23 protein-coding genes are annotated in these 23579 nt (G+C 41.9%); 8 read left to right on the top strand and 15 right to left on the bottom strand.

Annotated features, from left to right (window positions below; genetic code table 11):
- Nucleotides 1–85: 85 nt before the first annotated feature.
- The 4 genes from PGLA_RS03960 to PGLA_RS03945 all read left to right on the top strand — a co-directional run bounded on the left by PGLA_RS03960 (nucleotide 86) and on the right by PGLA_RS03945 (nucleotide 4495).
- The gene (locus PGLA_RS03960; protein WP_068529018.1) at nucleotides 86–973 is read left to right on the top strand and encodes an FMN-binding protein; all 888 of its coding nucleotides are present in this window, start codon (nucleotides 86–88) and stop codon (nucleotides 971–973) included.
- Nucleotides 974–1050: 77 nt separating this feature from the next.
- Complete coding sequence (locus PGLA_RS03955) at nucleotides 1051–2925, top strand: FAD-dependent oxidoreductase (RefSeq protein WP_068529015.1); 1875 nt, start codon at nucleotides 1051–1053, stop codon at nucleotides 2923–2925.
- Nucleotides 2926–3050: 125 nt separating this feature from the next.
- On the top strand, nucleotides 3051–3509 hold the full coding sequence (locus PGLA_RS03950) for a hypothetical protein (RefSeq protein WP_068529012.1): 459 nt from the start codon (nucleotides 3051–3053) through the stop codon (nucleotides 3507–3509).
- A gap of 5 nt (nucleotides 3510–3514) precedes the next feature.
- Nucleotides 3515–4495: a polyprenyl synthetase family protein gene (locus tag PGLA_RS03945; protein WP_068529009.1), complete on the top strand. Its 981-nt coding sequence runs from the start codon at nucleotides 3515–3517 to the stop codon at nucleotides 4493–4495.
- 99 nt (nucleotides 4496–4594) lie between these two features.
- Here PGLA_RS03945 and PGLA_RS03940 read toward each other — a convergent pair whose 3' ends face one another.
- The 8 genes from PGLA_RS03940 to PGLA_RS03905 form a co-directional block, all read right to left on the bottom strand.
- Nucleotides 4595–5467 (bottom strand): UbiA-like polyprenyltransferase, encoded by an 873-nt coding sequence (locus PGLA_RS03940; protein WP_068529006.1) that lies wholly within the window; start codon nucleotides 5465–5467, stop codon nucleotides 4595–4597.
- 19 nt (nucleotides 5468–5486) lie between these two features.
- On the bottom strand, nucleotides 5487–6812 hold the full coding sequence (locus tag PGLA_RS03935) for an aspartate aminotransferase family protein (RefSeq protein WP_068529003.1): 1326 nt from the start codon (nucleotides 6810–6812) through the stop codon (nucleotides 5487–5489).
- Nucleotides 6813–6884: 72 nt separating this feature from the next.
- Nucleotides 6885–8798, bottom strand: a complete 1914-nt coding sequence (locus PGLA_RS03930; protein WP_068528999.1) for a peptidase U32 family protein — start codon at nucleotides 8796–8798, stop codon at nucleotides 6885–6887.
- 33 nt (nucleotides 8799–8831) lie between these two features.
- Complete coding sequence (locus PGLA_RS03925; RefSeq protein WP_068528997.1) at nucleotides 8832–9662, bottom strand: energy-coupling factor transporter transmembrane component T family protein; 831 nt, start codon at nucleotides 9660–9662, stop codon at nucleotides 8832–8834.
- An 18-nt stretch (nucleotides 9663–9680) separates the two neighbouring features.
- Entirely contained in the window at nucleotides 9681–10547 is an 867-nt protein-coding gene (locus PGLA_RS03920; RefSeq protein ID WP_068528994.1) for an energy-coupling factor transporter ATPase, read from the bottom strand.
- The gene (locus PGLA_RS03915) at nucleotides 10523–11440 is read right to left on the bottom strand and encodes an ATP-binding cassette domain-containing protein (protein WP_084410705.1); all 918 of its coding nucleotides are present in this window, start codon (nucleotides 11438–11440) and stop codon (nucleotides 10523–10525) included. Before PGLA_RS03915 ends, PGLA_RS03920 begins: the two co-directional genes overlap by 25 nt.
- 16 nt (nucleotides 11441–11456) lie before the next feature.
- On the bottom strand, nucleotides 11457–12008 hold the full coding sequence (locus PGLA_RS03910) for a Gx transporter family protein (protein ID WP_211269496.1): 552 nt from the start codon (nucleotides 12006–12008) through the stop codon (nucleotides 11457–11459).
- Nucleotides 11992–12384, bottom strand: coding sequence for a NusG domain II-containing protein (locus tag PGLA_RS03905; protein WP_068528988.1), 393 nt, complete (start codon nucleotides 12382–12384; stop codon nucleotides 11992–11994). Before PGLA_RS03905 ends, PGLA_RS03910 begins: the two co-directional genes overlap by 17 nt.
- A gap of 237 nt (nucleotides 12385–12621) precedes the next feature.
- Here PGLA_RS03905 and PGLA_RS03900 point away from each other — a divergent pair, with 237 nt between their 5' ends.
- Together PGLA_RS03900 and PGLA_RS03895 are read left to right on the top strand one after the other, a co-directional pair.
- Entirely contained in the window at nucleotides 12622–13686 is a 1065-nt protein-coding gene (locus tag PGLA_RS03900; protein ID WP_068528985.1) for an FAD:protein FMN transferase, read from the top strand.
- A 640-nt stretch (nucleotides 13687–14326) separates the two neighbouring features.
- On the top strand, nucleotides 14327–14665 hold the full coding sequence (locus PGLA_RS03895; protein WP_068528983.1) for a L,D-transpeptidase: 339 nt from the start codon (nucleotides 14327–14329) through the stop codon (nucleotides 14663–14665).
- Between the two features lie 5 nt (nucleotides 14666–14670).
- On the opposite strand, the gene PGLA_RS03890 is transcribed toward PGLA_RS03895, so the two are convergent.
- On the bottom strand, nucleotides 14671–15486 hold the full coding sequence (locus tag PGLA_RS03890; protein WP_068528980.1) for a squalene/phytoene synthase family protein: 816 nt from the start codon (nucleotides 15484–15486) through the stop codon (nucleotides 14671–14673).
- Nucleotides 15487–15736: 250 nt separating this feature from the next.
- On the opposite strand from PGLA_RS03890, the gene PGLA_RS03885 reads away from it, so the two are divergent.
- Nucleotides 15737–16318, top strand: coding sequence for a YitT family protein (locus PGLA_RS03885; protein WP_068528978.1), 582 nt, complete (start codon nucleotides 15737–15739; stop codon nucleotides 16316–16318).
- A 65-nt stretch (nucleotides 16319–16383) separates the two neighbouring features.
- On the opposite strand, the gene spoVAE is transcribed toward PGLA_RS03885, so the two are convergent.
- Genes spoVAE through PGLA_RS03865 form a run of 4 tightly spaced genes read right to left on the bottom strand, consistent with a single transcriptional unit; the run spans nucleotide 16384 to nucleotide 19127 of the window.
- The gene (gene spoVAE, locus PGLA_RS03880; protein WP_068528975.1) at nucleotides 16384–16734 is read right to left on the bottom strand and encodes a stage V sporulation protein AE; all 351 of its coding nucleotides are present in this window, start codon (nucleotides 16732–16734) and stop codon (nucleotides 16384–16386) included.
- A complete protein-coding gene (gene spoVAD / locus PGLA_RS03875; RefSeq protein ID WP_068528973.1) occupies nucleotides 16731–17750 on the bottom strand; it encodes a stage V sporulation protein AD in 1020 nt (339 codons plus the stop codon). The genes spoVAE and spoVAD overlap by 4 nt, the downstream gene beginning before the upstream one ends.
- 1 nt (nucleotide 17751) lies before the next feature.
- The gene (spoVAC, locus tag PGLA_RS03870; protein WP_068528970.1) at nucleotides 17752–18231 is read right to left on the bottom strand and encodes a stage V sporulation protein AC; all 480 of its coding nucleotides are present in this window, start codon (nucleotides 18229–18231) and stop codon (nucleotides 17752–17754) included.
- 35 nt (nucleotides 18232–18266) lie between these two features.
- Nucleotides 18267–19127: a DUF421 domain-containing protein gene (locus PGLA_RS03865; RefSeq protein ID WP_068528967.1), complete on the bottom strand. Its 861-nt coding sequence runs from the start codon at nucleotides 19125–19127 to the stop codon at nucleotides 18267–18269.
- A gap of 185 nt (nucleotides 19128–19312) precedes the next feature.
- Between PGLA_RS03865 and PGLA_RS03860 the strand changes: the two genes are divergently transcribed.
- Entirely contained in the window at nucleotides 19313–19519 is a 207-nt protein-coding gene (locus tag PGLA_RS03860; protein ID WP_068528964.1) for a DUF1657 domain-containing protein, read from the top strand.
- Between the two features lie 812 nt (nucleotides 19520–20331).
- Here PGLA_RS03860 and PGLA_RS03855 read toward each other — a convergent pair.
- Together PGLA_RS03855 and kdpC are read right to left on the bottom strand one after the other, a co-directional pair.
- A complete protein-coding gene (locus PGLA_RS03855) occupies nucleotides 20332–22647 on the bottom strand; it encodes a universal stress protein (protein WP_068528961.1) in 2316 nt (771 codons plus the stop codon).
- Nucleotides 22648–22910: 263 nt separating this feature from the next.
- Complete coding sequence (gene kdpC / locus PGLA_RS03850; RefSeq protein WP_068528958.1) at nucleotides 22911–23513, bottom strand: potassium-transporting ATPase subunit KdpC; 603 nt, start codon at nucleotides 23511–23513, stop codon at nucleotides 22911–22913.
- Nucleotides 23514–23579: the final 66 nt, after the last annotated feature.

Genomic DNA, 23579 nt, shown 5'->3' with positions numbered 1-23579 from the left:
CCTATTTGGATAGCAAAGTGTGTTCCCTTGTTCTAATGGTTCACATTTTAATATATTAAATTTAATTAATATGGGGGTAATACAAATGAAAAAGAAATGGTCTATCCTATTGTGCAGCTTGATGATGGTCGGTGTACTCGCAGCATGTGGTAACAACAATAAGGCAGCTGAACCTTCTACAACCGAGCCAACTACTGAAGCTACTGCACCAGCAGCAACACAAGGTCAATATACAGACGGCGCTTATTATGCTGAAGGCGACTTCGATGCAAAAAGCGGATGGAAACCTTATATTGTACTAACCGTTAAAGACGGAAAAATTGCAACGGCAGATTGGAACTTTGTTAGCTCCAAGGGTGGACCTGACAAGAAAACACTAGATAAAGCTGGTAAGTATGGTATGAAAGAAATCGGTAAAGCACAAGCCGAATGGTATGAACAAGCTGCATTAGCTGAAAAATTCCTAATTGAGAAACAAGATCCTGCAGCAATTACATTGAATACAGAAGGTAAAACAGATGCAATCTCAGGCGTTTCTATTCACGTGAATGACTTAGCTACATTGGCGAAGAAAGCTTTGGATGCAGGCCCTGCTGAACCTGGAACATATAAAGATGGATCATATCATGCTGAGGCAGATGCATTTGATGCTACATCTGGTTGGAAGAGTACTACTGATCTTACCGTTGCTAACGGAAAAATCATTTATGCTTTCTTCAGTGGTGTGAATGAAGCTGGAGAAGATAAACAAGCGAACTCTATTGAAGGTAAATACGGTATGAAGGCAAATGGTGGATCTGTTGCTGAATGGCACGAAGAGGCTCAAGCAGCTCAAGCTTTCTTGATTGAGAAACAAGATCCAGCTGCGATCACTATGAACGCAGAAGGTAAAACAGACGCTATCTCTGGTGTAACCATTCATGTATCAGACTTTGTTACGTTGTCACAAAAGGCGCTCGAAGCTGCCAAATAATTACTGTCTAGCGTTGGTGATTATTGGTATCATGAAGTGTTGAAATAAATCCGACATAATAACGAGGTGAACTATCAATGAAGAAAATTGTCCTTTTGGGCGGAGGTTACGGTGGTGTTCTCACCGCCAAGAAATTAGCTAACAAATTCAAGAAAAATAACGACGTTCAAATTCAATTGATCGATCGTAATCCGTATCACACACTCTTAACAGAACTTCATGAGGTAGCGGCTAATCGTACCCCGGAAGATGCAGTTAAGATTGACCTGAAGAAGATTTTTGCCAATCAGAAAGTGGATGTTGTCCTTGATGACATCAGCAAAATTGATTTTGAAGGTAAAACCTTAATATCAGACAAGACTACATATGACTATGATTACCTAGTCATCGGAACAGGTAGTAAACCAACCTTCTTCGGCATTCCTGGTGCAGAAGAAAATGCATTTACATTATGGTCTTTCGAAGATGCAGTTCGATTGAAGAAACAAATTCGCGACATGTTTAGTGAAGCCGCAAAAGAAAAAGATCCAGTTATCCGTAAGACAAAACTCTCCTTCGTTGTTGTAGGAGCAGGCTTTACAGGTGTTGAATTGATCGGTGAAATGGCTGAGTTCCGCGATGAGTTATGCAAGGAGTTCTATATTGACGCTCAAGACGTTCGCTTAGTCGTTGCAGATATGGCAGCTAAGATTCTACCTATTCTACCCGATAAGCTGATCGCTAAATCAGAGACTCACCTCCGTAAAATGGGTGTTGAGATCATTACGAATGCCAAAATTACGGGTGTTGATCCTACTGCTGTCAAGCTTGGCGATACTGAGATCGCAGCTAATACGATTGTTTGGACAGCTGGTGTTGAAGGCTCTGATCTTGTAGGCTCATTAGATGTGAAGCAACAAGGTCGCAGACGTATTGAAACCAACGACAAATTACAAAGCTTAGATCATGAGAATGTGTATGTTGTCGGAGACAATATTTTCTTTATTCCTGAAGGTGAGACTCGTCCAGTTCCTCAGATGGTTGAGAACGCTGAGCACGCTGCTCCACTGATTGCTCATAACATTCATGCAGATGTGACAGGTAAAGCGAAGAAATCTTACAAACCTGCGTTTCACGGAACGATGGTATCGATCGGAAGCCGTTACGGTGTTGCAAACGTAGGACTTCCTAATAAGATGTTCATGCTTACCGGATTTATGGCTATGATGTCTAAGCACTTTATTAATCTATTCTATTTATCAACCGTTGCTGGCTTTAATAAAGTATGGACTTACATGATGCATGAATTCTTCCATGTGGAGAATCGCAGAAGCTTCCTTGGAGGTCACTTCTCCAAACGTTCACCGAATTTCTGGCTAGTTCCACTACGTATCTATGTAGGTTACATGTGGCTTCATGAAGGTTGGGAGAAGATCGGTAAGATATGGGATGACCCATCTCGCATTTTCTTGATCCCTGCATCTCCTACCGCTGATGTTACCTCAGCTGCAAGTGAAGCTGTAACTGCCGTTGCTCAGACTGTCGATGCTCAAGCCGCAGCTTCTGCCGTTGCTACGACAGGTGAGACGTTAACGGCTCTACCAGTTCCTGGATTCATAACTAGCATTATGAATGTCTTTATGGATTTATTCTTCTATAACTCAGATGGTGGCTATACTGTATTGGCTCAAGTATTCCAAACAGGTATGGTTCTTGCAGAAATCACCTTTGGTGTGCTACTCATTCTTGGTCTATTCACTGCTGTATCTTCGATCGGGACGATCGGTATGGGCGTTATGATCTGGACATCAGGTATGGCACCTTATGAAATGCTCTGGTACGTAACAGCTGCAATTGCTACTATTGGCGGTTCAGGAAGCGTATTTGGTCTTGACTACTACGTTCTTCCTTGGTTGAAGAAGCAATGGAAGAAGATCCCGCTTGTTAGAAGATGGTACTTATTTACAGACTGATGTTTCACAACTTCTTAATTACCAAAGTAAGCTATACATTAGAGTAATGTGCGAATCGCACATTACTCTCCTTATTTTATATGGTCTTGAAGGTATGATGAAAACCGATCCAAGGGGTGAAGCATATGCACACACAACTTATGAATGAAACCTTCCAACTACTCCAAGCTGAGTGTTCGCCAAAGGCTGGAATTGCGTTGGACATCGATCGAACAGAAATGCTGGTTACGGAATCTCTACTGAATAGTTACGACTTAGCTTATGAGCGTAAAGTTCATCTTCTCGCACTTTACACTGTACTTAAGCTTGCCACAAGTCGTCATAAAGACTGTAATTATTCTGATCCAAATCTAACCCGCAAGGTGCTAGATGGTGATTATTTATACAGTCTTTATATTCAATTAGCCGTCCAGTTTGAAGAAATCGATCTGATATCATACCTAGCACCCCACATCAAAAAGTGGCAGATCCGAGGTGCTGAAGGACATTCCGAAGTTGAGTTGTTATACACCTGCTTGGAACAGTTCTTAAATCTTGAATTCAGACGTAATGTATCCACCGCAACTGTAGAACAGGTAGGTTAAACAACATGAAACTACATGAGACTCTGAATATCAATTTGCGACGTATCAACAAGAACATTGAGGATATCGTTAGATTGGATAGAGATGTACCATTTTCCTCTGTTTTATCTAAAAGTATCCTTGCACTTATCCGATCTGGAGGAAAAAGGCTGCGCCCTTTGATGGTTGTTGTAGGGAGTCGCTTCGGCACCATTCCAACAGGTAAACCACAGCTTCAATTGGCCGCGACTGTTGAATTCATTCATGCTTCCTCTCTGATTCATGATGACATTATTGACCGATCAGATTTGCGTCGTGGACAGCCCTCGATGCATACGATGACGGGAGTAGCTGAAGCCGTTCATATTGGCAGTTACATGTCTGCTCGTGTGATTGAACTCCTATCTAGCTACTCCTCTAACAAAGATCTTTATATACGTGACTTATCAGCGATTGCAACAGCTCAGCTATGTATTGGTGAGTATGAGCAACTTGAGCATCGGTATGATTATGATCTAACACTAGATGAATATTTAGAAAAGTCGCGGAATAAAACAGCTCAATTAATGGCTACTTGTTTACGAGTAGGGGCTTTATCTACGGAAGCTGATCCTGACGTTGCGGACCTACTATACACATTTGGTGAGTATCTGGGAATGTCATTTCAAATCCATGATGATCTGTTAGACTTTACGCAGACGCCTGATATACTTGGCAAACCGACAGGAAGTGATCTCATCCACGGACAAGTCACGTTGCCTGTCATCTACGCCCTGCAAAAACCTGAGCTTGCAACTACCATTCGAGCGATTCATGAAGGTTCAACAGACGTAGAAATTAAAGAAGCTATTAACATGATTACTTCATCTGGTGCGTTAGAACAAACGGAACAGCTTAGTCATGATTATTTGAACAAGGCTCAAGACATTATTGAGCAGTTATCATCTTTCCCTGCACATCGGGATCTCCAATCCCTGCTCAATTATTTTGCAGGACGTGATCATTAAGAGAAGATCTATAAGATTCTCTCTACACACAAAAGAACCTCCCTCATCATGTTCAAATGATGTAGGGAGGTTCTTTTGTGTATTCCGATGTTCAATGAGCTAAGCGATAAAAAAGAAGTCTATTAAGGTACAAGCTACGATCACCATACTAATCACTTGATTTAGGTTATACGCAGCAATCTTCATTAATTTAGGTTGGTGAGGTTTGATAATACCATGTTCCGTCATGAGCAAAATGGCCGCAATTCCTAATCCGATAAGATACATCCAGCTCAAATCTCTGAAATAGTAGAGAAATAGTAACAGTACCAGCATGACAATGTGCATGCCTTTAGCCATCCATAGTGCCGTTTTCAAACCGAAGAAACTAGGAATGGACCACAAGCCATGATTACGGTCGAACTCAATGTCTTGCGTTCCATATATTACATCAAAGCCTGCAATCCAGAGCATCACAACGGTTCCCAACACAAAGGGTGTGAAAGCGAACTCTCCTGTCACCGCAAACCATGCTCCAATGGGAGCGGATGCGATTACGAATCCGAGGTACAGATGGCTGAGCCATGTAAACCGTTTCGTATATGAATATACCGTGATGAGGAGAATACCCACCGGTGACAGGATCATACACAATGGATTTAGCATCGACGCTGCAATGACAAAGATAAGATAATTGATGATTACAAAAATAATAACTTCACGCGTCCCAAGTAATCTCTGTGGAAGATGCCTTGTAGCGGTACGCGGGTTCTGTTCGTCAAACTTACGGTCAGCGAGTCTATTAAAGGCATTAGCTCCGTTACGAGCACCAATAAGGGCAATTAATCCCCAAATCATTATCCACCACGAGGGCCACCCGCCTGCAGCCCATACCATGGAGATCACAGCAAAAGGTAACGAAAACAATGTATGTGAGAACATGACCAGTTCACCAAATTGCTTACTTTTTTGAAATATAGGTCTAATATTCAATGCAATCCACCATTCATCCTCAACGAGGATTCCTTCCCACCCCTGCCGCCTTGGACGCTTCCACTCTCTCTAACACTATATCTAGTGCCTTCAGCATCTTCTGGATGTCCTCATCCTGGATGACCAGTGGAGGTTGGAAAGCTAATACATTGCGATAGATGCCATTCTTACCGATAAGGAAACCTTGTTCCTTCATCTCCTCAAGTACTTGATCCGTTAATATAGCTCCGAGATCTGGATTAGAAGCTAGTAACTCCACCCCGATCATCAATCCTTTACCACGCACCTCTGAGATCACCGCTCCATGTCTTTTCATAAGCTGTTCTAATCCTTGCATGAGTATGTGACCAAGCTCCTCTGAACGTTCTACGAGTCTCTCTTCACCGATGTAGTCTAAAACAGCCATTCCTGTAACGGAAGATACAGGATTCCCGCCAAATGTCGAAGCTGATGGCCGATTTAAAGATGCTGCAATATGATCTGTAGTAGAAAAAGCCCCAATAGGGACACCATTCCCTAGCGCCTTCGCCATAGAAATGATATCAGGTACTACGTCAAAATGTTCTATAGCAAACATCCGACCTGTTCGTCCAAACCCCGTCTGGATTTCATCAGCAATCATAAGTACACCATAGCGTTCGAGGCGTGCCTTCACTTCCTGTAAGTAGCCATCTGGTGGTACTATGATGCCCCCATTCCCTTGAATAGGCTCTATGATCAATGCTGCAATCGTATCTCCCTTTTCCTCTAGCACCTTATCGAGCGCTTTAAGGGAATCTTGAGCCGCCTCCTCAGGAGTTACTCCTGTACGATAGGGACGTGGGATGAAGTACACTTCTTCCTCTAAAAAGGGATCCGTACGCCACATAGACAACCCCGTAACACTCATCGTCAGATTACTTCGACCATGCAGGCCTTGTTCAAGAGCGATAAAGCCTTTACGCCCCGTGTGCATCCTTGCTAATAGAAGTGCTCCTTCGTTAGCTTCAGTACCACTGTTAACGAAGAAAGTCCGTTGTAGTGTTCCAGGCAATAGCTCAGCAAGACGTTCTGCCAAGTCTACAATCGGCTGTGTCAAATATATAGTAGTGGTATGCTGTAGCCTCTGAATCTGATTCAGCGTTGCATCCGTAATGGAAGGATTACAGTGTCCACAAGCTACAACAGAGACACCTGCAAAAAAGTCTATATATTCCTGCCCTTGATCATCGTACAGATGTTGCATCGAGCCTTTCACGATCTGAGGCGGTTTCTGATAGAAATGTTGGGTACAGGGATAAAAGTACGATGCTCGCTTTGCCTTGATCTCTTCGGGTCCGATATAGTGTTCTGTCATGGATTTCATGCGGATTCTCCCTCTCGTCTGATATGCGAGTTCTTTAAATAGCTGTATAAACCTATGCTTTGTGTGGTTTTATCAATTAAATTGCAATGAACCAAGCGTATATCCGGCATACACGGGTTGAAGCTCTTCAAACTGTTCCCCAACTATGGCCGCCTTATAAGCGCAAATAATTGTACGTAACTGACTCACAGAGTAGGTTGCACCCTCAATTCGGAAGTGAGATAATCCCGCCTCCGCCAACTCCTTCAACAAGGGAAGGTAACAGATTTCTTTAGCCATTGTCAGATGATTCCGACCATGCTGATCACGATATACCGGATTCTCACCCTTATCGGTCATCAACACAAGCACTGAATTATCTACGTAATGATTATTTTCTTCTCCGACGGATTCATGTACCTCCGTGTTTTCATAGAGATCATGCTCCATATACATGACTGTTGGAGATCCATGTACGACTGCTTCCAAAGGCAATCTGGAGTTCTTGAGTAGCCCTGTGAAATGTTCCGCAGTCATCTCTGGCGATATCGTCATTCTTTGTACGCCTAGACCGGCATACATCTCAGCAGCTAAATGATTGTATATATTCAAGCTAGTATCTCCAATCAATGGATACCCTTTATCCGCAAATGCATGAATAGCACCACTGTTAGTCACTACTAGACCGTCAATTCCTAATGGTTCTCTAGAGAGTAATTCGCCATATTGTTCAAAATGGAGCTCCGTCATCATCCGAGGCAATCCGAGATACAACTTGGTTGTGCCTTTGATGCCACTTAGTTCAATAATATTCTTCTTCGTGAACGGTACATCTGGTAGATACACATCACCTGAAAGGTACAGATGATCAACGCCCTCTTCTATCGCCATACGAGCCTGTTCCATATTATTCACGCGAACGCTTAATTCTGGGCGAGAGGACCGTTCCAAACGTTGTACTTGTGACAGCTGCTCCCGTAGCTCTGCAACACGCTCTTCCTTCATTGAACGCTCAGCCGTTGGTGTGCTGAATACTTTACCTGTACTATAGAACTTCCCGGTACCTTCGTACCTCCGATTCATATTAGACAATCCTGGCTTACCAAAGGCATAGGCCGTGGAGAAATCTCGTTTACGATTCTCATACAGCTTGTCACTATCCACTGTACGCTCATACCCGATTGGATCTTCAATATACCGATCAATGGCATCCCCATAACTGTTGATCAATAACAAGATGAAGTCTACATCCCGCATCCGTCCTTCAATTTTGAATGAACAAATACCCGACTCAATCAATTCAGGGATATTCTCATACATATACATATCTTTCACAGCAAGTGGATAATCCGCTGGATAGATATTTCCGTCTTTCTTCACACGATACTCCCACCGACATGGCTTCATACACTTACCTCGACTACCACTCATCCCGAACACAACAGAGCTGAAATGACAGTTAGCCCCATGTGCTACACACATATCTCCATGGATGAAATACTCTAATTCCATTCCGCTTTGACTCCAAATATATCGAGCTGTTTGTAGATCCATTTCTCTTGATGTTACGACACGCGTCACACCAAGTTCTTGTAGCAGTCGGACGGTCTCTAAATTATGGACATTCATCATTACAGAGGAATGGACTTTGAGATCAAGCCCCATCTCTTGAATCAGCTTCACTACGGCATAGTCCTGCACAATCAGAGCATCTACCTGCGCTCCTTCAAGAAAGCGCAGGTAATCTTTAGCCTCTTCTACATCGTCCTCACTAAGGAGGTTATTCACCGTAACATATACTTTTTTATGTAGTTCATGTGCTATATCAGTTGCTTGAACAATTTCTTCTAGTGTAAAGTTGTATCCTTTACGCATCATACGCATATTCAGACTCGGTCCACCAAAGAAAACAGCATCACAAGGTGCTTGAATAACTTCCTTGAAAATTTCGAATGTTCCAACCGGTGCTAGTAGTTCAATTTCTTTTCCATTAAAGTAACGTGCCATTACAATCGCCTCCACCAAGAAGTAGTTAACTCTTTATAGCGTCCAAAGTTCTCCAGTTCCATAACCCGACATCCACACCATAGCAACAAGCATTACAATGAAGAAGCATATAAATATCGTATCTCGCTTTCTCCATACCAGACGGTGATACTTTGTACGCGGTTCTCCCAATCGGAATCCTCGTGATTCCATAGAATGAACCAGATCCTCAGCCCTGCGAAATGCGCCCACCGTAACAGGAACCAGCAAAGAGACAAGCATCTTCCCCTTCTCTTTCCACGGAAGTTCTCTTAAATCAGCGCCACGAGATGCTTGTGCCTTGAGTATAATCTGGGCTTCCTCAAGAATCGACGGAATAAACCGAAGTGCAATGCTGACCATCAATGTGAACCGATCAGGTGACACTCGTACAACCTTTAGTGGCTTCAACACACCCTCTAACCCCTGATTAAGACGACCCGGTGTCGTCGTAAAGGTTAGAATCGCTGTAAAGGATACAAGGAACACCATTCTTAACACAGAGAATAGTCCTAATTTAAACCCTTCAAAATATAGATTCCAAGAGCCGATACTCAGGAGTATCGCACCGTTCTTATCGTCCACTTTTATACACTGAACAATAAAGATAAAGAGCATTAATACCCATAATGGCTTAGCAGCTCTAATGAAATATTTAATATGAATACGTGTTAACGAGATAATAATTAAGGAAAACAAAATGACATAAGCCATCTCTAACCATGTATTGGACAAGATAATAATTACAACATATAACATCATCGCTACCATCTTCGCACGAGGATCAATACTGTGTACCCATGAGCCAGTATCAATCGTTCGGCCGATTAGCAATTTCTCGCTCACCCTCGATCCCTCTTCCCTTTATACGTCCTCTGAGTTGACCAAATGTGCAATCCGCTTAGACATCGCCTCTGCACTCAAGCAAGGATCTTCTTCACTCCATCCGAATTTCTCAGATAGCGAACGCCAATAACGTATTGACTGTGGAATGGTAATACCGTAAGACTCCATTCGATCAGCTTGTTCGATTAAAGCTTTAACCGTCCCTTGAAAGACGGTTAGACCTTCGTGGAGAACAATCCACTGATTCGCAAAAGGAAGTAACTCATCCATTCGATGTGTCACAATGATAACCGTCCTCCCATCTTCACGACATAGACGATGTAACAGTTGAATTAATTCTGCTCTACTCACGGGATCAAGCGTCGCTGTTGGTTCATCGAGCACTAATATTTCAGGGTCCATGGTTAATACAGAAGCAATCGCTACCTTGCGCATTTGTCCACCACTCAGCTGAAATGGATTACGTGAAAGTAAGCTTAAATCCAATCCCATTTGCTCCATTGCTCTCCGCGCTCGATCTTTGGCTTCTTCCAAGCTATATCCGAAGTTTATAGGACCGAAGCATAAGTCCTTCTCCACCGTATCTTCAAATAATTGCTGTTCAGGAAATTGAAAGACGAGCCCTACTCTTTTGCGTAATTGATGGAGCTTAGGTGCCTTTTCTCCACCTTTTAGCGTAATATCAAGTACCTGAACCGTTCCTGAAGTTGGTTTCAATATTCCGTTGAACATCTGAAGCAGTGTAGACTTACCAGAACCTGTGGCTCCCGCAACACCTGCCAAAATACCTGATTCTAAATGTAAATTGACTCCTTGCAGGGCCGCTTGGCTCCACATGCTGTTGGCGTCGTACTCATAACTCACTTGATTGAATGTAATGGCCATAGTGCCTCCGTAAGTTCCTTTTCGCAATTGGGAATCGAGATGTCCACGCCGTACCTATGCAACGCTGTCGTAAGTTGAAAGGCGAAGGGTGCGATTAAATGACTCATCTCGAGAATTTTCTCATCTTGAAATAGATCTGTTGGTGTTCGATCCGCAATAAGTTTACCTTCGTGTAATACGAGCACTCGTTCAGACGCAGCTATCTCTTGCGCATCGTGCGTAATAGAAATAATGGTGTATCGTCCACTCTTATGCATATCAGACAAAATATTGAGCAAATCATTTCGTGTCCTCTCATCCAACATCGATGAAGCTTCATCAAAAATGACGATCTCAGGCTCCATACTTAAAATCGATGCAATGGCTACACGTTGCTTCTGACCTCCCGATAGCTCACTTGGATGTTTGTCCAGTAGCTCCGTGATACCTAGCTTCTCCGCATAGGAGTTCACTCTTTCCTCCATCACTTCTATAGAAAGGCATTGACCCTCAAGACCAAAAACAATGTCCTCTTCTACTGTAGCTCCAATAAATTGATTGTCAGGGTTCTGAAATACCATCCCTATCGCCTTCCTGATATCACCAATTGTATCTGATTGCAATTCTTTACCCTTCACCATAATGGAACCTTCACCTTTGGAAAGAAGAGCATTCATTAGCTTCACAAGGGTTGATTTACCACAGCCGTTCGCTCCGACCAGTGTCACCCATTGCCCTTGTGGAATACTCAGAGAGATATCATCGATAACTGGAAGGTCCTTTCCGTATCCATAACTTACCCCGACAAGTTCAATAGCTGGGTAACCTGGGCCCGGAATTACATCAGAACTTTGTGAGGTGGATTCAGTTGCATCCGGCGTATAATGAGGTTCTTTCAAGTCATGTTGCTTCATGTTCGTCTCCCTCTTCCTAACGGTTAGTCTGAAATTCCTCAAACAAAGATAGCTTAGTTAAAGAAGGCACTAAATATTTGACAGCTATACCAACCAGAATTCCTGTTACCAAACCCGTTATCAACAATAAGGGCATATAATAGTAAATATTCGAACTTTGGAAGACAATGGATGCTGCTGTAATTTGTCCGAAGTTATGACCCACACCACCTACAATGCTGACTCCAATCAAGCTAACTTGATTACGACCCAATTTCATAACTAGAAACATGACTATAAAGCTAAACAATGACCCAAAAAGACTGAACAACATACTAGAGAAAGTTCCGAAGATAAAGGCCGTAATAATCGTTTTTAGTATGACTAACATCAGTGCATCTCTACCTCTTAGAAAATATAAACAGGTCAATATCATGATGTTGGCTAGCCCTAGTTTGGCACCTGGTATTTGTAAATTAACAGGAATAATAGACTCTACTATACTTAGAACTACCGCTACTGCAGCAAAAATAGCGATCATAACTGTTCTTTTCAGCATTCGCGTGGATTCTTCAGTTGACAATGGCATCAGGCTCATCTCCTACATCTTGTACCCCGTTTATTTCAACCATAACGCGATGGGGCAAACAAATAATGCTCTGTTTCGGTTTCTGAATAAATCCAAAGGTGAGACATACTTTATCTGGACAATCTGTATCGTACATTTCGACACCATAATCATGTACTTTTACAACATTCGTCCCACGTTCCGATCTTATTTCGATGATTTGTTCTTCTTTAGTCAACTCGACGGTCTTATACAACTTACCATTTAGAGTAATGTCAGCCGTGAGGATTTCATTGTGATTGTTTTCACTTTCGTCACCAGGAAGCCATCTGGGAACCAAGAAAAATAACGCCACAGCAGCAATGATAGCAATGATTAGCAGGTCTCCGCGTTTCATGGGTAACTCCCTTATATTTTAATTGTCTAAATCTTAGACGCTTTAATTATACCTATCTTCTGGAATTGCTTCAATCATAATTACATATTATTGGATGATTTTCACGATTGTCATAAAACGATCAATTTACAGAGACAATACGTCACTATTTGCACCAAACATGACATATATCATATCTTTTATATAGAATTTTAAGTATAATTCAGGGCGAAAATGAGCTGAATATGGAGGACATACATGAAACCATTTAGACACTTACTACTACTACTCCTATTGTGCCTATCTATCGGTCTAACGGGCTGTGCAAACTCGGAATCACCTTCTGTTCCAACGGTTAACCCTCTATCCAAATCCTTTTATGTATTTGATACCATCGTACAAGTACGGGTTTATGACGAAGAAGTCACCGATCATAATTTCGAAGATATTCAGGGTATTCTCGATACAATTGAGATCCAAATGAACCGTAGTAACGACAAAAGTGAGCTTGCAGACGTCAATAGAAACGCTGGCTTGAAACCTGTACACGTATCTGATGACACCTTCTTTGTCGTATCCAAAGCGTTAGAATATTCGGAACGGTCCCTTGGTCGATTCGATCTGGCTATCGGCCCTCTCGTCTCATTGTGGAACATCGGGCATGAAGGTGCGAAGGTACCTCCTATGGATAAGATTGCTGAAGCCATGAAACTCACCAATTACAAGAACGTTAAGCTCAATCCGGATAAACAAGAAATATACCTATCGGAAAAAGGAATGGAACTTGACCTTGGATCTATTGCTAAAGGCTTTGCGGCAGACAAAATCGTAGAATATCTACAAAATAAAGGATTTAAAAGTGCCATTATAGACCTTGGTGGAAATGTATTTGCTATGGGTAAGAAACCTGGAGATCAATTATGGACTATTGGCATTCAAGATCCTGATGAATCACGTGGTAATCCTATCGGCAACATTCATGTAGACAATAAGACCATAGTAACTTCCGGAGTATATGAACGCTATTTCGTAGAGAATGGTAAACACTATCACCATATTCTTGATCCCAAGACGGGTTTCCCTGTAGAGAATGATATCAATAGCGTCACCATCTTAACAGATAAATCCATCGATGCCGATGGACTGTCCACCACGATATTTGCACTAGGACTTGAACAAGGGTTGGCATTCATTGAGAACACAGCACATGTAGATGCGCTATTCATTACAACGGACAAGAAGATTTATGCAACATCAGGTATACAAGACCTGCTTGAAATGACGAATGACAGCTATACTCTGGTCACCAAAGAAGTAAAATAACATATTTAATAAACTCAAAAAACCAGTCACCTGTGGCATCCCTCTCAACCTCCATTTAGGATGAATGAGATGTGATACACGAGTGCGGTTTTTTATGTTTCAAATGAAAATGAGTTTTTGAAAAACGTCATGTTGCGTAAATAGGTTGATATCAGACTTTATATGTGTTATGATATGTAAAGTGTTAAAAAATAATTTAATCCCCTAAGCGTTCCTCGCAAGAAGAATAACCCTTCACCTAATGAAGTTGAAATTTCTATTTTGTTAAAACCCAAATTGAGTAGAGTTTTAAAGACGTATCTGATTCACACTGGCGCGGTCATTGGAGCCGCAAGGACAAAAGAGAGGTAGGGCTTTTGTTGTGTTGGAAGTCAATTATTCTGTAACCCAACTGCTAAAGGGACCGACTGTAGCCGAAACATCATGGCTAACGGGATTAAATATATAGCTTGTCATGCTGCAAGCGAAAGCACTCTGAATCCATATTCCGGGTGCTTTTTTTAATGGTAAGAAAACATCTTCGAAGAAGGGGCTGTGTCATCCTTATTAAGGACGGCACAGCCCCTTCTTCTTATTGGTCTACTGTTCACACCCAACATAGATATCACATATCCTACGATATAAAGGAGTGATCATTCATATGCCAAATAATCGAATCATCGTAGATCTATCTGATCGAAATCTATATTTGCTCGACGGTGATCGTGTTATCAGGTCCTTCCCCGTAGGGATTGGGAAAATGCTGACAAGGACCCCTGCGGGTGAATTCACTATTATTAACAAACAGCTAAATCCAGGTGGCCCATTTGGTGCGTTATGGATGGGTCTGTCCAAACCCCATTATGGCATTCATGGTACTGACGACCCTTCCTCTATTGGGAGAGAAGTATCCCATGGATGTATTCGAATGTATAATAGTGACGTCCTTGCTCTTTCTCCACTAGCCCCTATAAACACACGTGTAACGATCCGTCCTTAAATAACTTATCGGACAGCTCCACTTACAATCTTGAGCACAGAAATACGGTTAAGCTTGGACTTTCCGGATACGATTGCATCTAATGTTCCGGTCGCAAGTGCAAGGGGGATTTTGCAAAAATTATAAATGGGATCTAACTTAATACGACTCGTATAGGATTCAGCAATCTTCAAGTTCTGACGAGCATAATCCAGCATTTCCTCAAAACTCCATCCTGGTGGATGGAAGTTCACTCCACGCTCTGAATCCTCTGAACGATTACTAATAATATTGACTAGCTGTAATCCTCGTCCAAATGCAACACTTTGGTCCTTACTTACGTCACTTTCTCCATACAAAGTCCATAAATCGGACAACATGATCCCAACTAATCCAGCCACATAATAGGTATAGTCATCTAAATCCTCTTTATTCTGAATGTTCCAGTTCTTTATCACCCATTCAGCCATCCCATGCGCCATCGTCGCAGTATAACGACATATCATTTCCTTTGTTTGTAGTGGAGCTAACTTGATCCAATCTGTCATTCGAAGACTAACCTCAGGGAGATCCTTCTTATAGGGTGCAAATAAGGATGCGAAATCTTCATCTGTAAAAGTCTTATTTAATAATGTAGAAATCGATTGTAATAGGGAAATCTTATCTTCTTTTGGAAGTGTCTCATGATCTTCAATCTCATCAATAGCTCTCATACTTAGGTACCCTGCTGTAACAGCTTCTCGGAGTCCCGGTCCTAGATGGCTAATTGGAATAATAAACGTTCGACTAGTCTGAGCTAACACTTTCGTAGCATCTTTTAGTAAAGCAGCGTTCCCTTGCACAAATCCACTTCCCCTCACAACGTTAGAGATTCTATTTTCTACACTTAGTATACGATTTATTAATCATACAATACATTTACACCATATGCACATGACTATTACCTCATTATTAATCTATTCAAGCCTAGTTATACAAATAGCCCACTAAACAGATCGTTTTATCTATTTAGTGGGCTAATATCATGTATTAGCTAAAACAAGCATATATATGAGACATGTTGTTTAGGGAGTTTTTTAGGGAGCTGTGTATATGAAATCACTACAAAAATACGCAATTATTGTACTGGGCAGTTTATTGATCGCTATCGGTACAGACTTCTACCTCGTTCCCTATAAAGTATTAGATGGCGGAGTTATTGGTATCGCATTGATCATAAATTACATTTTCGGATTCAGAATTGGACTGGTTATCCTATTGTGCAGTATTCCTATCTTCATCGTGGCATGGGTGCGAAATCGTGCATTCTTTTATAACAGCCTAACAGGAATGCTTGTTTCATCCCTTTTTATAGAGCTGCTAGCACCTTTTCAGTACCATTTCCTCTATTATATTGAATTAGGACCTCTAACAAGTTCTATGTTCGGAGGATTTCTGCTTGGAACTGGATTGGGTCTAATGTTACGGTTCGAGACAAGCACTGGCGGAACGGATTTACTTGCAAATCTATTATCTAAATATATTCACTTAAATGTAGGCATTATTATTCTTGTAACCGATGGACTTATTATTGGTATAGGAGGATTACTGATATCATGGGAGACTTTCTTCTATTCGGTTATTTCGATTGTTTCCGGGGGCATTGCGACTAGCATATGTACATTGAAAAATTGATCTATAAAAAAACGCTGTGAAAAGAGGATATCCTTTCACCCCTTTAAACAGCGCTAACTAATCCTCTATCCTTTTGGTTTCACAAATAGAGCAGCAAAGAAAGAGAAAATAATTGCTGCCGATATCCCTGCACTTGTCACTTTAAATATCCCGGTTATAATACCGATCACTCCATCTTTCTTCAATTCCGTGATGGCCCCGTGCACCAGCGCATTTCCAAAGCTCGTAATAGGAACGGTTGCCCCGGCACCTGCAAATTCAATTAGCGGCTCGTACCACCCTATGCCATCCAAGGCTGCACCCAGCACTACTAACAAGGTCATCGTATGTGCAGGGTCAAGCTTAAATACATCGAAACAAATTTGTCCAAAGACACATATGGCACCACCCACAAGAAATGCCCATAAAAATATCATGAAATATTCCTCCCAGCTTCTATGGATACCGCATGAGCAATACACGGGATACTTTCCCCTTGTTGAAAACTTAGCGGGGATAGAAGTGCTCCCGTTGCAACAACGAGCATCCGCTTAAGTTCCCCTTTTCTCATGCGATTGAGTAAATGTCCGTACGTAACGACCGCAGAACACCCGCACCCACTGGCACCAGACTGCACCATCTGTGTGTCGTAGTCGTAAATCATCATCCCGCAGTCTTTATATACGGTCTGCTGCATCGGAATATTATGCTTCTTCAACAATTCACAAGCGATTTCATACCCAACTTTGGACAAATCACCTGTCACGATTAAATCATAATGACCAGGTTGGATGTTCAAGTCACGAAAATGAGCTTCCATCGTATCGACAGCAGCGGGTGCCATGGCAGCACCCATATTAAATGGATCCGTGATACCCATATCGATGACCCTCCCGATTGTAGCAGATGTTACTACGGGACCCTCGCCTTTGTCTGATACAATGGCCGCCCCTGCTCCGGTTACGGTATATTGGGCAGTTGGAGGTTTCTGCGACCCGTATTCCGTTGGGTAACGAAACTGTTTCTCCACGCTTGCATTATGACTACATGTGCCCGCCAAAGTATAATGGGCTGACCCAGAATTAACGATCATCGAAGCAATTGCCAAGCTCTCCATCGATGTTGAACAAGCCCCAAATACACCAAGGTAGGGAATAGATAATGTGCGAGCAGCAAAACTGCTACTAATGATCTGATTCATCAAATCACCACCGACATAAAACTGAACCTGTTCTTTCGTCAATCCAGCATTCTCTATTGCCAGTTTAGCAGCCTCTTCAATCAACACCTTCTCGGCTTTTTCCCAACTTGCCTCTTCCAGCATCGAGTCTCCATGAATAATGGAAAAATCCTTAGCCAGCGGTCCTCTACCTTCAAAAGGTCCTACAACCGTTGCCGTTCCGAGAATCACCGGTTTATTCTCAAACACCCAACTTTGATGTCCCTTTAGCATGTCATGAACCTCCTCCGCCTTGAAATACCCATGTTAAGATACCGACAATAAAAGCGGCCACAGTACCAAATACGATAACTGGACCCGCAATTTTGAACATTTGCCCACCAATACCTAAAACGATGCCTTCACTTCGGTGCTCAATTGCCGCTGAAGCCATAGAATTGGCAAACCCTGTAACTGGCACTGCTGTTCCAGCCCCTGACCATTGAGCTAATTTGTCGTATACGCCAAGGCTCGTCAATATTACAGATATAAGAATCATTACAGCCACTGTAGGGTCTGCCGCTGTCTTCTCCGTAAAACCAACCCAATGAACAAACATTTCTTGAACCGCTTGCCCAATTAGGCAAAGCACTCCTCCAGCAATAAAGGCACGTATACAATTTTTCAAAACCGGTCTTCGAGGTTGTATTCTCTGAGCCAGTTCCTGATACTCCTGTTGTGTAGGTGTTAATTTTTCCTTTTTTTTATTCGCCATAATGTTGCCTCCATTTCATTTCTCAGTAACATAAGCTAGCGAGTAAGCGCCGGTCTAACGTCGTTGATGACTTGCTCCATGCTAATTGAGCATCGCTCATACATTTGCTTCACTTGTTGATTGTCGGTAGACAAACTGAACATTTCCAGATCGGCTTCACACTTCTTCAAAGTCGCAAATAATGTAGCCTTATTCTGCGATTTCGGCACAATAATCTGATCATCGTATAGATCTACGAATAACTGCCCATAAGAATCAACCTGACCAAGAAATACATTCTCAATGGCAACACCTATTTTCTCCAACTCCGTATCTAACCATTGCCGGTTTAAGCCAATAGTTGATAAAGGCTCGTCCATGATGTTCCCATCCATAATGATGGCTTGTGTCTCTTGTTCTGGTGCAACTTTAATACCCAAATGGCTTGGTGTGAGTGGTTGATTTTCTCTTGTTAAGAGGACGTTAACTTCACCGCTTGACTCCATCACGGCAAATTCTACGTCTGCTAATCTGAACACATCCTTACTTCTTAGCTGCTCTAATAATTCATCTGTCGTAAGTCGCTCTTTTTTTAAATTTTCCTCAAGAACTTTACCATCTTTAATAAGGATTGTTGATTTACCATCTAGGAGATTTCTGGCCATTTTACTTTTTATCGTTAAAAATTCAATACCTAACGAACATGTCACCCACACAGCCAAGGATATAAGGCCCAAGTGCCAGGTACCATCCATTTCGATTGGAATCGTAGCTGCAAGACTACCGATCGTAATTCCAGTTATGTATTCGAATAAAGAAAGCTGGGATACTTGCCTTTTACCAAGAAGTTTTGTCATAAAGAAAAGAACGACAATAGTTAAGATGGTACGTAAAGAAACAATTAACCACTCCTGCATATTGACATACCTCTTTCCTGTTCGTTTTTAAAGTTATTACACAGTAAGATGTCCTCTAACGTATCGTTTTAACCAAATTCCACTTATTTTTTAATTGAAAAATGATGTATGGCTTTAGCTAAAACCGGATAAGATATGATTCGTTACTTCCTTACAAAATATAAAATAATAAGGAGGTGAAACAGATGACCGTTGCTTCTCAAGTAAAAACATGCTTAGCTTCTTTAAAAGGTGCTCAAGCCAGCCTTGAACAATTCGCTATTGAAACTCAAAATCAAGAAGCAAAAACAACATTTACGAATGCAGCTGAACAAGCGCAACAAATCGTGCAACAAGTAGAAACGCGTGTACAGCAATTAGAGAACGAAGAACCTCAATATAAAGGATTCTAAGATAAAATTTCATAGAAATTGCAAAAAAACCACGGATTTCACAGCCTTCAGGCATGTGACAATCCGTGGTTTTTTTTGTCTTTCATACGATCTATATAGTCTGAAAATGGCTATTGTCCCATCTTTATTAGAAACCCACACGAGAAGTCCGAATAGTTAATATATTGACGATGTAAGGAGGTGATACATCTTTTCAAGACATCGGGAACCCTATCGTCATTGTTGTTCCTGAGGGTCGTAAAGCTCTGATTGTAGCAGTTAGAATGCATCACCGCAGACACCTTAGACACTTCTGTTAGCTTGATTCTCATTCCCCCATCTTCATTAGAAACCCACACGAGAACAACGAATGATTAATATATTGTACTAGTAAAGGAGGTGATCCTCATGTGTGGACATAGACACCATAGACGTCATAGACATCACAATACGTTTGAAGTCATTCTAAGACCTGGCCAAAAACTTCGTGTTAAAGTTAAAAGACGTCGTCATCGCCATCATCACAGACACTGTTGTTGTTAATAATCAACACGCTATAAATTCACACTGTGATAGCTGACCTACTAGTAAAGGAGGTGATATTCATGTGTGGACATAGACACCATAGACGTCATAGACGTCATAGAACAATTGAAATCGTACTAAGACCTGGTCAAAGACTTTTAGTTAAAGCTAAAAGACGTCGTCATCGCCATCATCACTGTTAGTAATCCGCTCTATGGGAGAAGGAGAGTTTCTTTCCTCCTCCCTCCCTTATATAAGTTATTGTACACCACGCAATATGAATACATAACGTTAGTTGAACCATTCGTTTAGAATCTCGCTACAACAAGTACATCTACATGTCGTGCTGCACGCAGTAATCGTTTCACAACAGAACCTTTCCTAATCACCTGAATGAATCGAAGCTTAGATTGACCTACGATAATCTGAGTCACTTTGTGCTCGTTCGCTTGGGTAATGAGAACCGTTGCAATGTGACTGCGACGTCTCGCTTGTAGTATATTAAAGTGACCGCCTAAACGTTCCGTTAGCTTCTCTAACGCCTCAATGCGTACTGAATCTTCTTCTTTCGTTTCCGAATCCTCTAACTGGACATAGGTTACGTACCAAGTTGCTTTGAGGCGATGCGCAATTCGAAATCCTCTTCGTATTAAGCTTTCCGCATGAGCTGTTAATTCTACGCACACGTATATCACCTCTTGTCGACGCCAAGGACCTCTCAAAGAGCTTGTTCGCTCCCAAGACTCCAATCGCTCATCTACGTCATCTGCGATCTCTCTAAGAGCAAGTTCACGCAAAGCGATCAAGTTACCTGTTTTAAAGAAATTACCGAGCGATTGTTCGACCTTGTCTAGCGCGTATACCTTTCCTTCCCTTATCCTTTGTTGAAGAGACTGCGGCGCTACATCAATTAACTGCACTTCATCCGCTAAGCGTAAAATATGATCAGGCACGGTTTCCCTTACACGAACGCCTGTAATTTGCTCAACTGCATCATTTAGACTTTCTAAATGCTGTACATTCATTGTCGTTATGACCGAAATGCCCGCATTCAGAATCTCAATCACATCTTCAAACCTTTTTTTATTTTTACTGCCTGGAACATTGGTATGCGCTAACTCATCAACGAGAACAACATCGGGAGCCTGTCGAATAATCTCCTCCGTGTCCATCTCCTCTAGAAGTGTACCGCGATAATCGATGACTTTTCTTGGAATCATTCCAAGCGATCCTACCTGAGCCCCTGTCTCTTTACGACCGTGCGTTTCTAAAAGTCCGATCGTCACATTCGTTCCAATCCGCTCTAAATCATTTCCTTCTCGAAGCATGGTGTATGTTTTACCAACACCAGGTGCAGACCCAATATATACTTTAAATTGTCCCCGTTTGATTCTTTCAATTTGCTGGTCAACTTCTTCAGAACTTAAACGCCGATACACCGAGCTCTCATTCGGACCTTTCACTTTTGTGGGTAGGATACGTTCTCCCTCATGCTCAGCTCGATCTGCAATCACAAATACATCCACGTTCCGAGTCTTTTTTAGGATGTCATGGATGATTGAACCTTGCCAACACTCCTGCCAGAGCGTTTGCTTCGAATGACCTAACACAATCCGTGTTGCCCGATGCTCCATAGCATACTTAACTAATATATTCGGAAGTGACCTTCTCGAGCTGAAAGGCAGCTCCTCAAATTCACCATTCACTTTTTTAACTAATTTCACAAGCGACCTCTTAAACGTTTCTGCTTCTCTGCTCATCTTATCTTGTGGATTCCTAAAGGTAACAACGTACAGCTCCCCATTTAGCCTTTTAGCAATTTGCTGCCCGCGGCGAATATATATCGAACTATTCCAATGATATTGAGCTGACACTAGAATTTTTTCAGTTACGCCGGTTGGACCCACGTTTCCCATTTCATCGTTGTGCTTTTCCAGTGAATCATTTACCCCTTCAGCGACATGACGGAGAGCGAGTTCACGAAGTATCGCTAAATTACCCCTTTTGAAAACAATATTTGTTTCCGCCTGACTGAGATGAAATTTCCCAGTTGCAATCCGACTCAATAGTGTTTCTGGGGTTACATCAATCAATCGAACTTCATCAGCTAGCGATAGCGTATTAGCAGGTACTGTTTCTTTAACTTCAATTCCAGTCATTCTGCTAGCTACTTCCCTTACACCTTCTAGATCATATATATTTGCCGTGGTGATGACACTAATACCCTGACTAAGCAGGTACTGGATATCCTCAAGTCTTGTCATAAAACGTGCATCAGGCCTATTTCGATGAGCAATCGAGTCCACTAGAACCACTTCTGGATTGCGTTCCAGTAGAACGTCTAAATTCAAATCTTTTTGTTCTATATTATTCCTAGTCCAATGAATGCTCGGTACACGTTCTAGATCAGCAAGTTGTTCTACGGTTTCAGATCGCTGAGATGTTGTAACGGCACAGATGACAACATCTATACCTTGCTGCTTAAGAAGTTGTCCTTCTCTAAGCATGTGATACGTTTTTCCTGAACCACTCACGGCTCCAATGAGAATTTCTAATCGTCCACGATGCAACTTGTAGATAGACATAAGGATTTCTTCTGGTGTTTTTCTTTTGAAGGTTTCCATCGTTGCTTCATCCTTTACTAAATATCTAAAATTAAGTAGAAACGGCTACGCCGTCCTTCTCTAAGGACGGCACCCGTTTTACGCGTAAATATAAGGAATAGAGTATCAAGTGAAACTTATACTTTCATATATTTAAAAAAAAGCCAAAACAAGCGGATCAAATCCGAAATGCCTTGGCTTTAATGTAAGTGTATGAATGAAAAACTATTTTATTTGTTGGAGCCAAGACCAGATCGACCAGGCTTGGCATTCCATCATCTCTACTATTTCTTAACTATTTTCCCCAAATCGATGTTCAACAACAGCACATTGACTCTTGGCTCCCCGAACACGCCCAAATCACGTTCTTTCGTATGGAGATCCACCAATTTCTGAAGCTCAGCTTGATCTAATCCAGTCAACTTGCTGATTCTTGGAATTTGCGCCTTGGCAGAGGCTGGTGAAATATCTGGATCTAGTCCTGAACCTGAGTTCGTTACTAGGTCAATCGGTAGCTGCTCTAACGGAACATCCGGGTTAGCGGCTTCCCAAGCAACCATAGATTCTTGAATCCGTTTCACCAATTCTGGGTTAGACGGTGCATAGTTGTTGGAACCAGAACCTGCCCCATTGTTCTCAATGCTTGATACACGACCTTGGAAGAATGCAGGATTGGTAAAAGTCTGCCCAATGAGCTCGGAACCGACCACTTTACCCTCTCCATCTTTCACCATACTACCATTCGCTTGGTTAGGGAAAATCACTTGCGCTACACCTGTACTAACCGTGGGATAAATGATTCCGCAAAGTACGATCATCACTAGACTGACACGTATAGCGATACCTATAATTGAATTCTTCTTATGGGATGACTCTGTATTGTTCATTGCTATTTCCTTCCTTTCCATATTATAGTATATGGCGTATAACGCTTGCCATCTTATTCCTCGCGC

The sequence above is a fragment of the Paenibacillus glacialis genome (assembly GCF_001637205.1).
Taxonomy (GTDB): domain Bacteria; phylum Bacillota; class Bacilli; order Paenibacillales; family Paenibacillaceae; genus Paenibacillus_AQ; species Paenibacillus_AQ glacialis.
The sequence above is the reverse complement of the archived record's forward strand: the minus strand, read 5'-3'. Positions and strand labels throughout refer to the sequence as shown.

Coding starts and splice junctions, on each gene's coding strand:
- PGLA_RS03960 (WP_068529018.1), top strand. CDS start 86: ATGAAAAAGAAATGGTCTATCCTATTGTGCAGCTTGATGATGGTCGGT.
- PGLA_RS03955 (WP_068529015.1), top strand. CDS start 1,051: ATGAAGAAAATTGTCCTTTTGGGCGGAGGTTACGGTGGTGTTCTCACC.
- PGLA_RS03950 (WP_068529012.1), top strand. CDS start 3,051: ATGCACACACAACTTATGAATGAAACCTTCCAACTACTCCAAGCTGAG.
- PGLA_RS03945 (WP_068529009.1), top strand. CDS start 3,515: ATGAAACTACATGAGACTCTGAATATCAATTTGCGACGTATCAACAAG.
- PGLA_RS03935 (WP_068529003.1), bottom strand. CDS start 6,812: ATGAAATCCATGACAGAACACTATATCGGACCCGAAGAGATCAAGGCA.
- PGLA_RS03930 (WP_068528999.1), bottom strand. CDS start 8,798: ATGGCACGTTACTTTAATGGAAAAGAAATTGAACTACTAGCACCGGTT.
- PGLA_RS03920 (WP_068528994.1), bottom strand. CDS start 10,547: ATGGCCATTACATTCAATCAAGTGAGTTATGAGTACGACGCCAACAGC.
- PGLA_RS03915 (WP_084410705.1), bottom strand. CDS start 11,440: ATGAAGCAACATGACTTGAAAGAACCTCATTATACGCCGGATGCAACT.
- PGLA_RS03910 (WP_211269496.1), bottom strand. CDS start 12,008: ATGCCATTGTCAACTGAAGAATCCACGCGAATGCTGAAAAGAACAGTT.
- PGLA_RS03905 (WP_068528988.1), bottom strand. CDS start 12,384: ATGAAACGCGGAGACCTGCTAATCATTGCTATCATTGCTGCTGTGGCG.
- PGLA_RS03900 (WP_068528985.1), top strand. CDS start 12,622: ATGAAACCATTTAGACACTTACTACTACTACTCCTATTGTGCCTATCT.
- PGLA_RS03895 (WP_068528983.1), top strand. CDS start 14,327: ATGCCAAATAATCGAATCATCGTAGATCTATCTGATCGAAATCTATAT.
- PGLA_RS03885 (WP_068528978.1), top strand. CDS start 15,737: ATGAAATCACTACAAAAATACGCAATTATTGTACTGGGCAGTTTATTG.
- spoVAE (WP_068528975.1), bottom strand. CDS start 16,734: ATGATATTTTTATGGGCATTTCTTGTGGGTGGTGCCATATGTGTCTTT.
- spoVAD (WP_068528973.1), bottom strand. CDS start 17,750: ATGCTAAAGGGACATCAAAGTTGGGTGTTTGAGAATAAACCGGTGATT.
- spoVAC (WP_068528970.1), bottom strand. CDS start 18,231: ATGGCGAATAAAAAAAAGGAAAAATTAACACCTACACAACAGGAGTAT.
- PGLA_RS03865 (WP_068528967.1), bottom strand. CDS start 19,127: ATGCAGGAGTGGTTAATTGTTTCTTTACGTACCATCTTAACTATTGTC.
- PGLA_RS03860 (WP_068528964.1), top strand. CDS start 19,313: ATGACCGTTGCTTCTCAAGTAAAAACATGCTTAGCTTCTTTAAAAGGT.
- PGLA_RS03855 (WP_068528961.1), bottom strand. CDS start 22,647: ATGGAAACCTTCAAAAGAAAAACACCAGAAGAAATCCTTATGTCTATC.
- kdpC (WP_068528958.1), bottom strand. CDS start 23,513: ATGAACAATACAGAGTCATCCCATAAGAAGAATTCAATTATAGGTATC.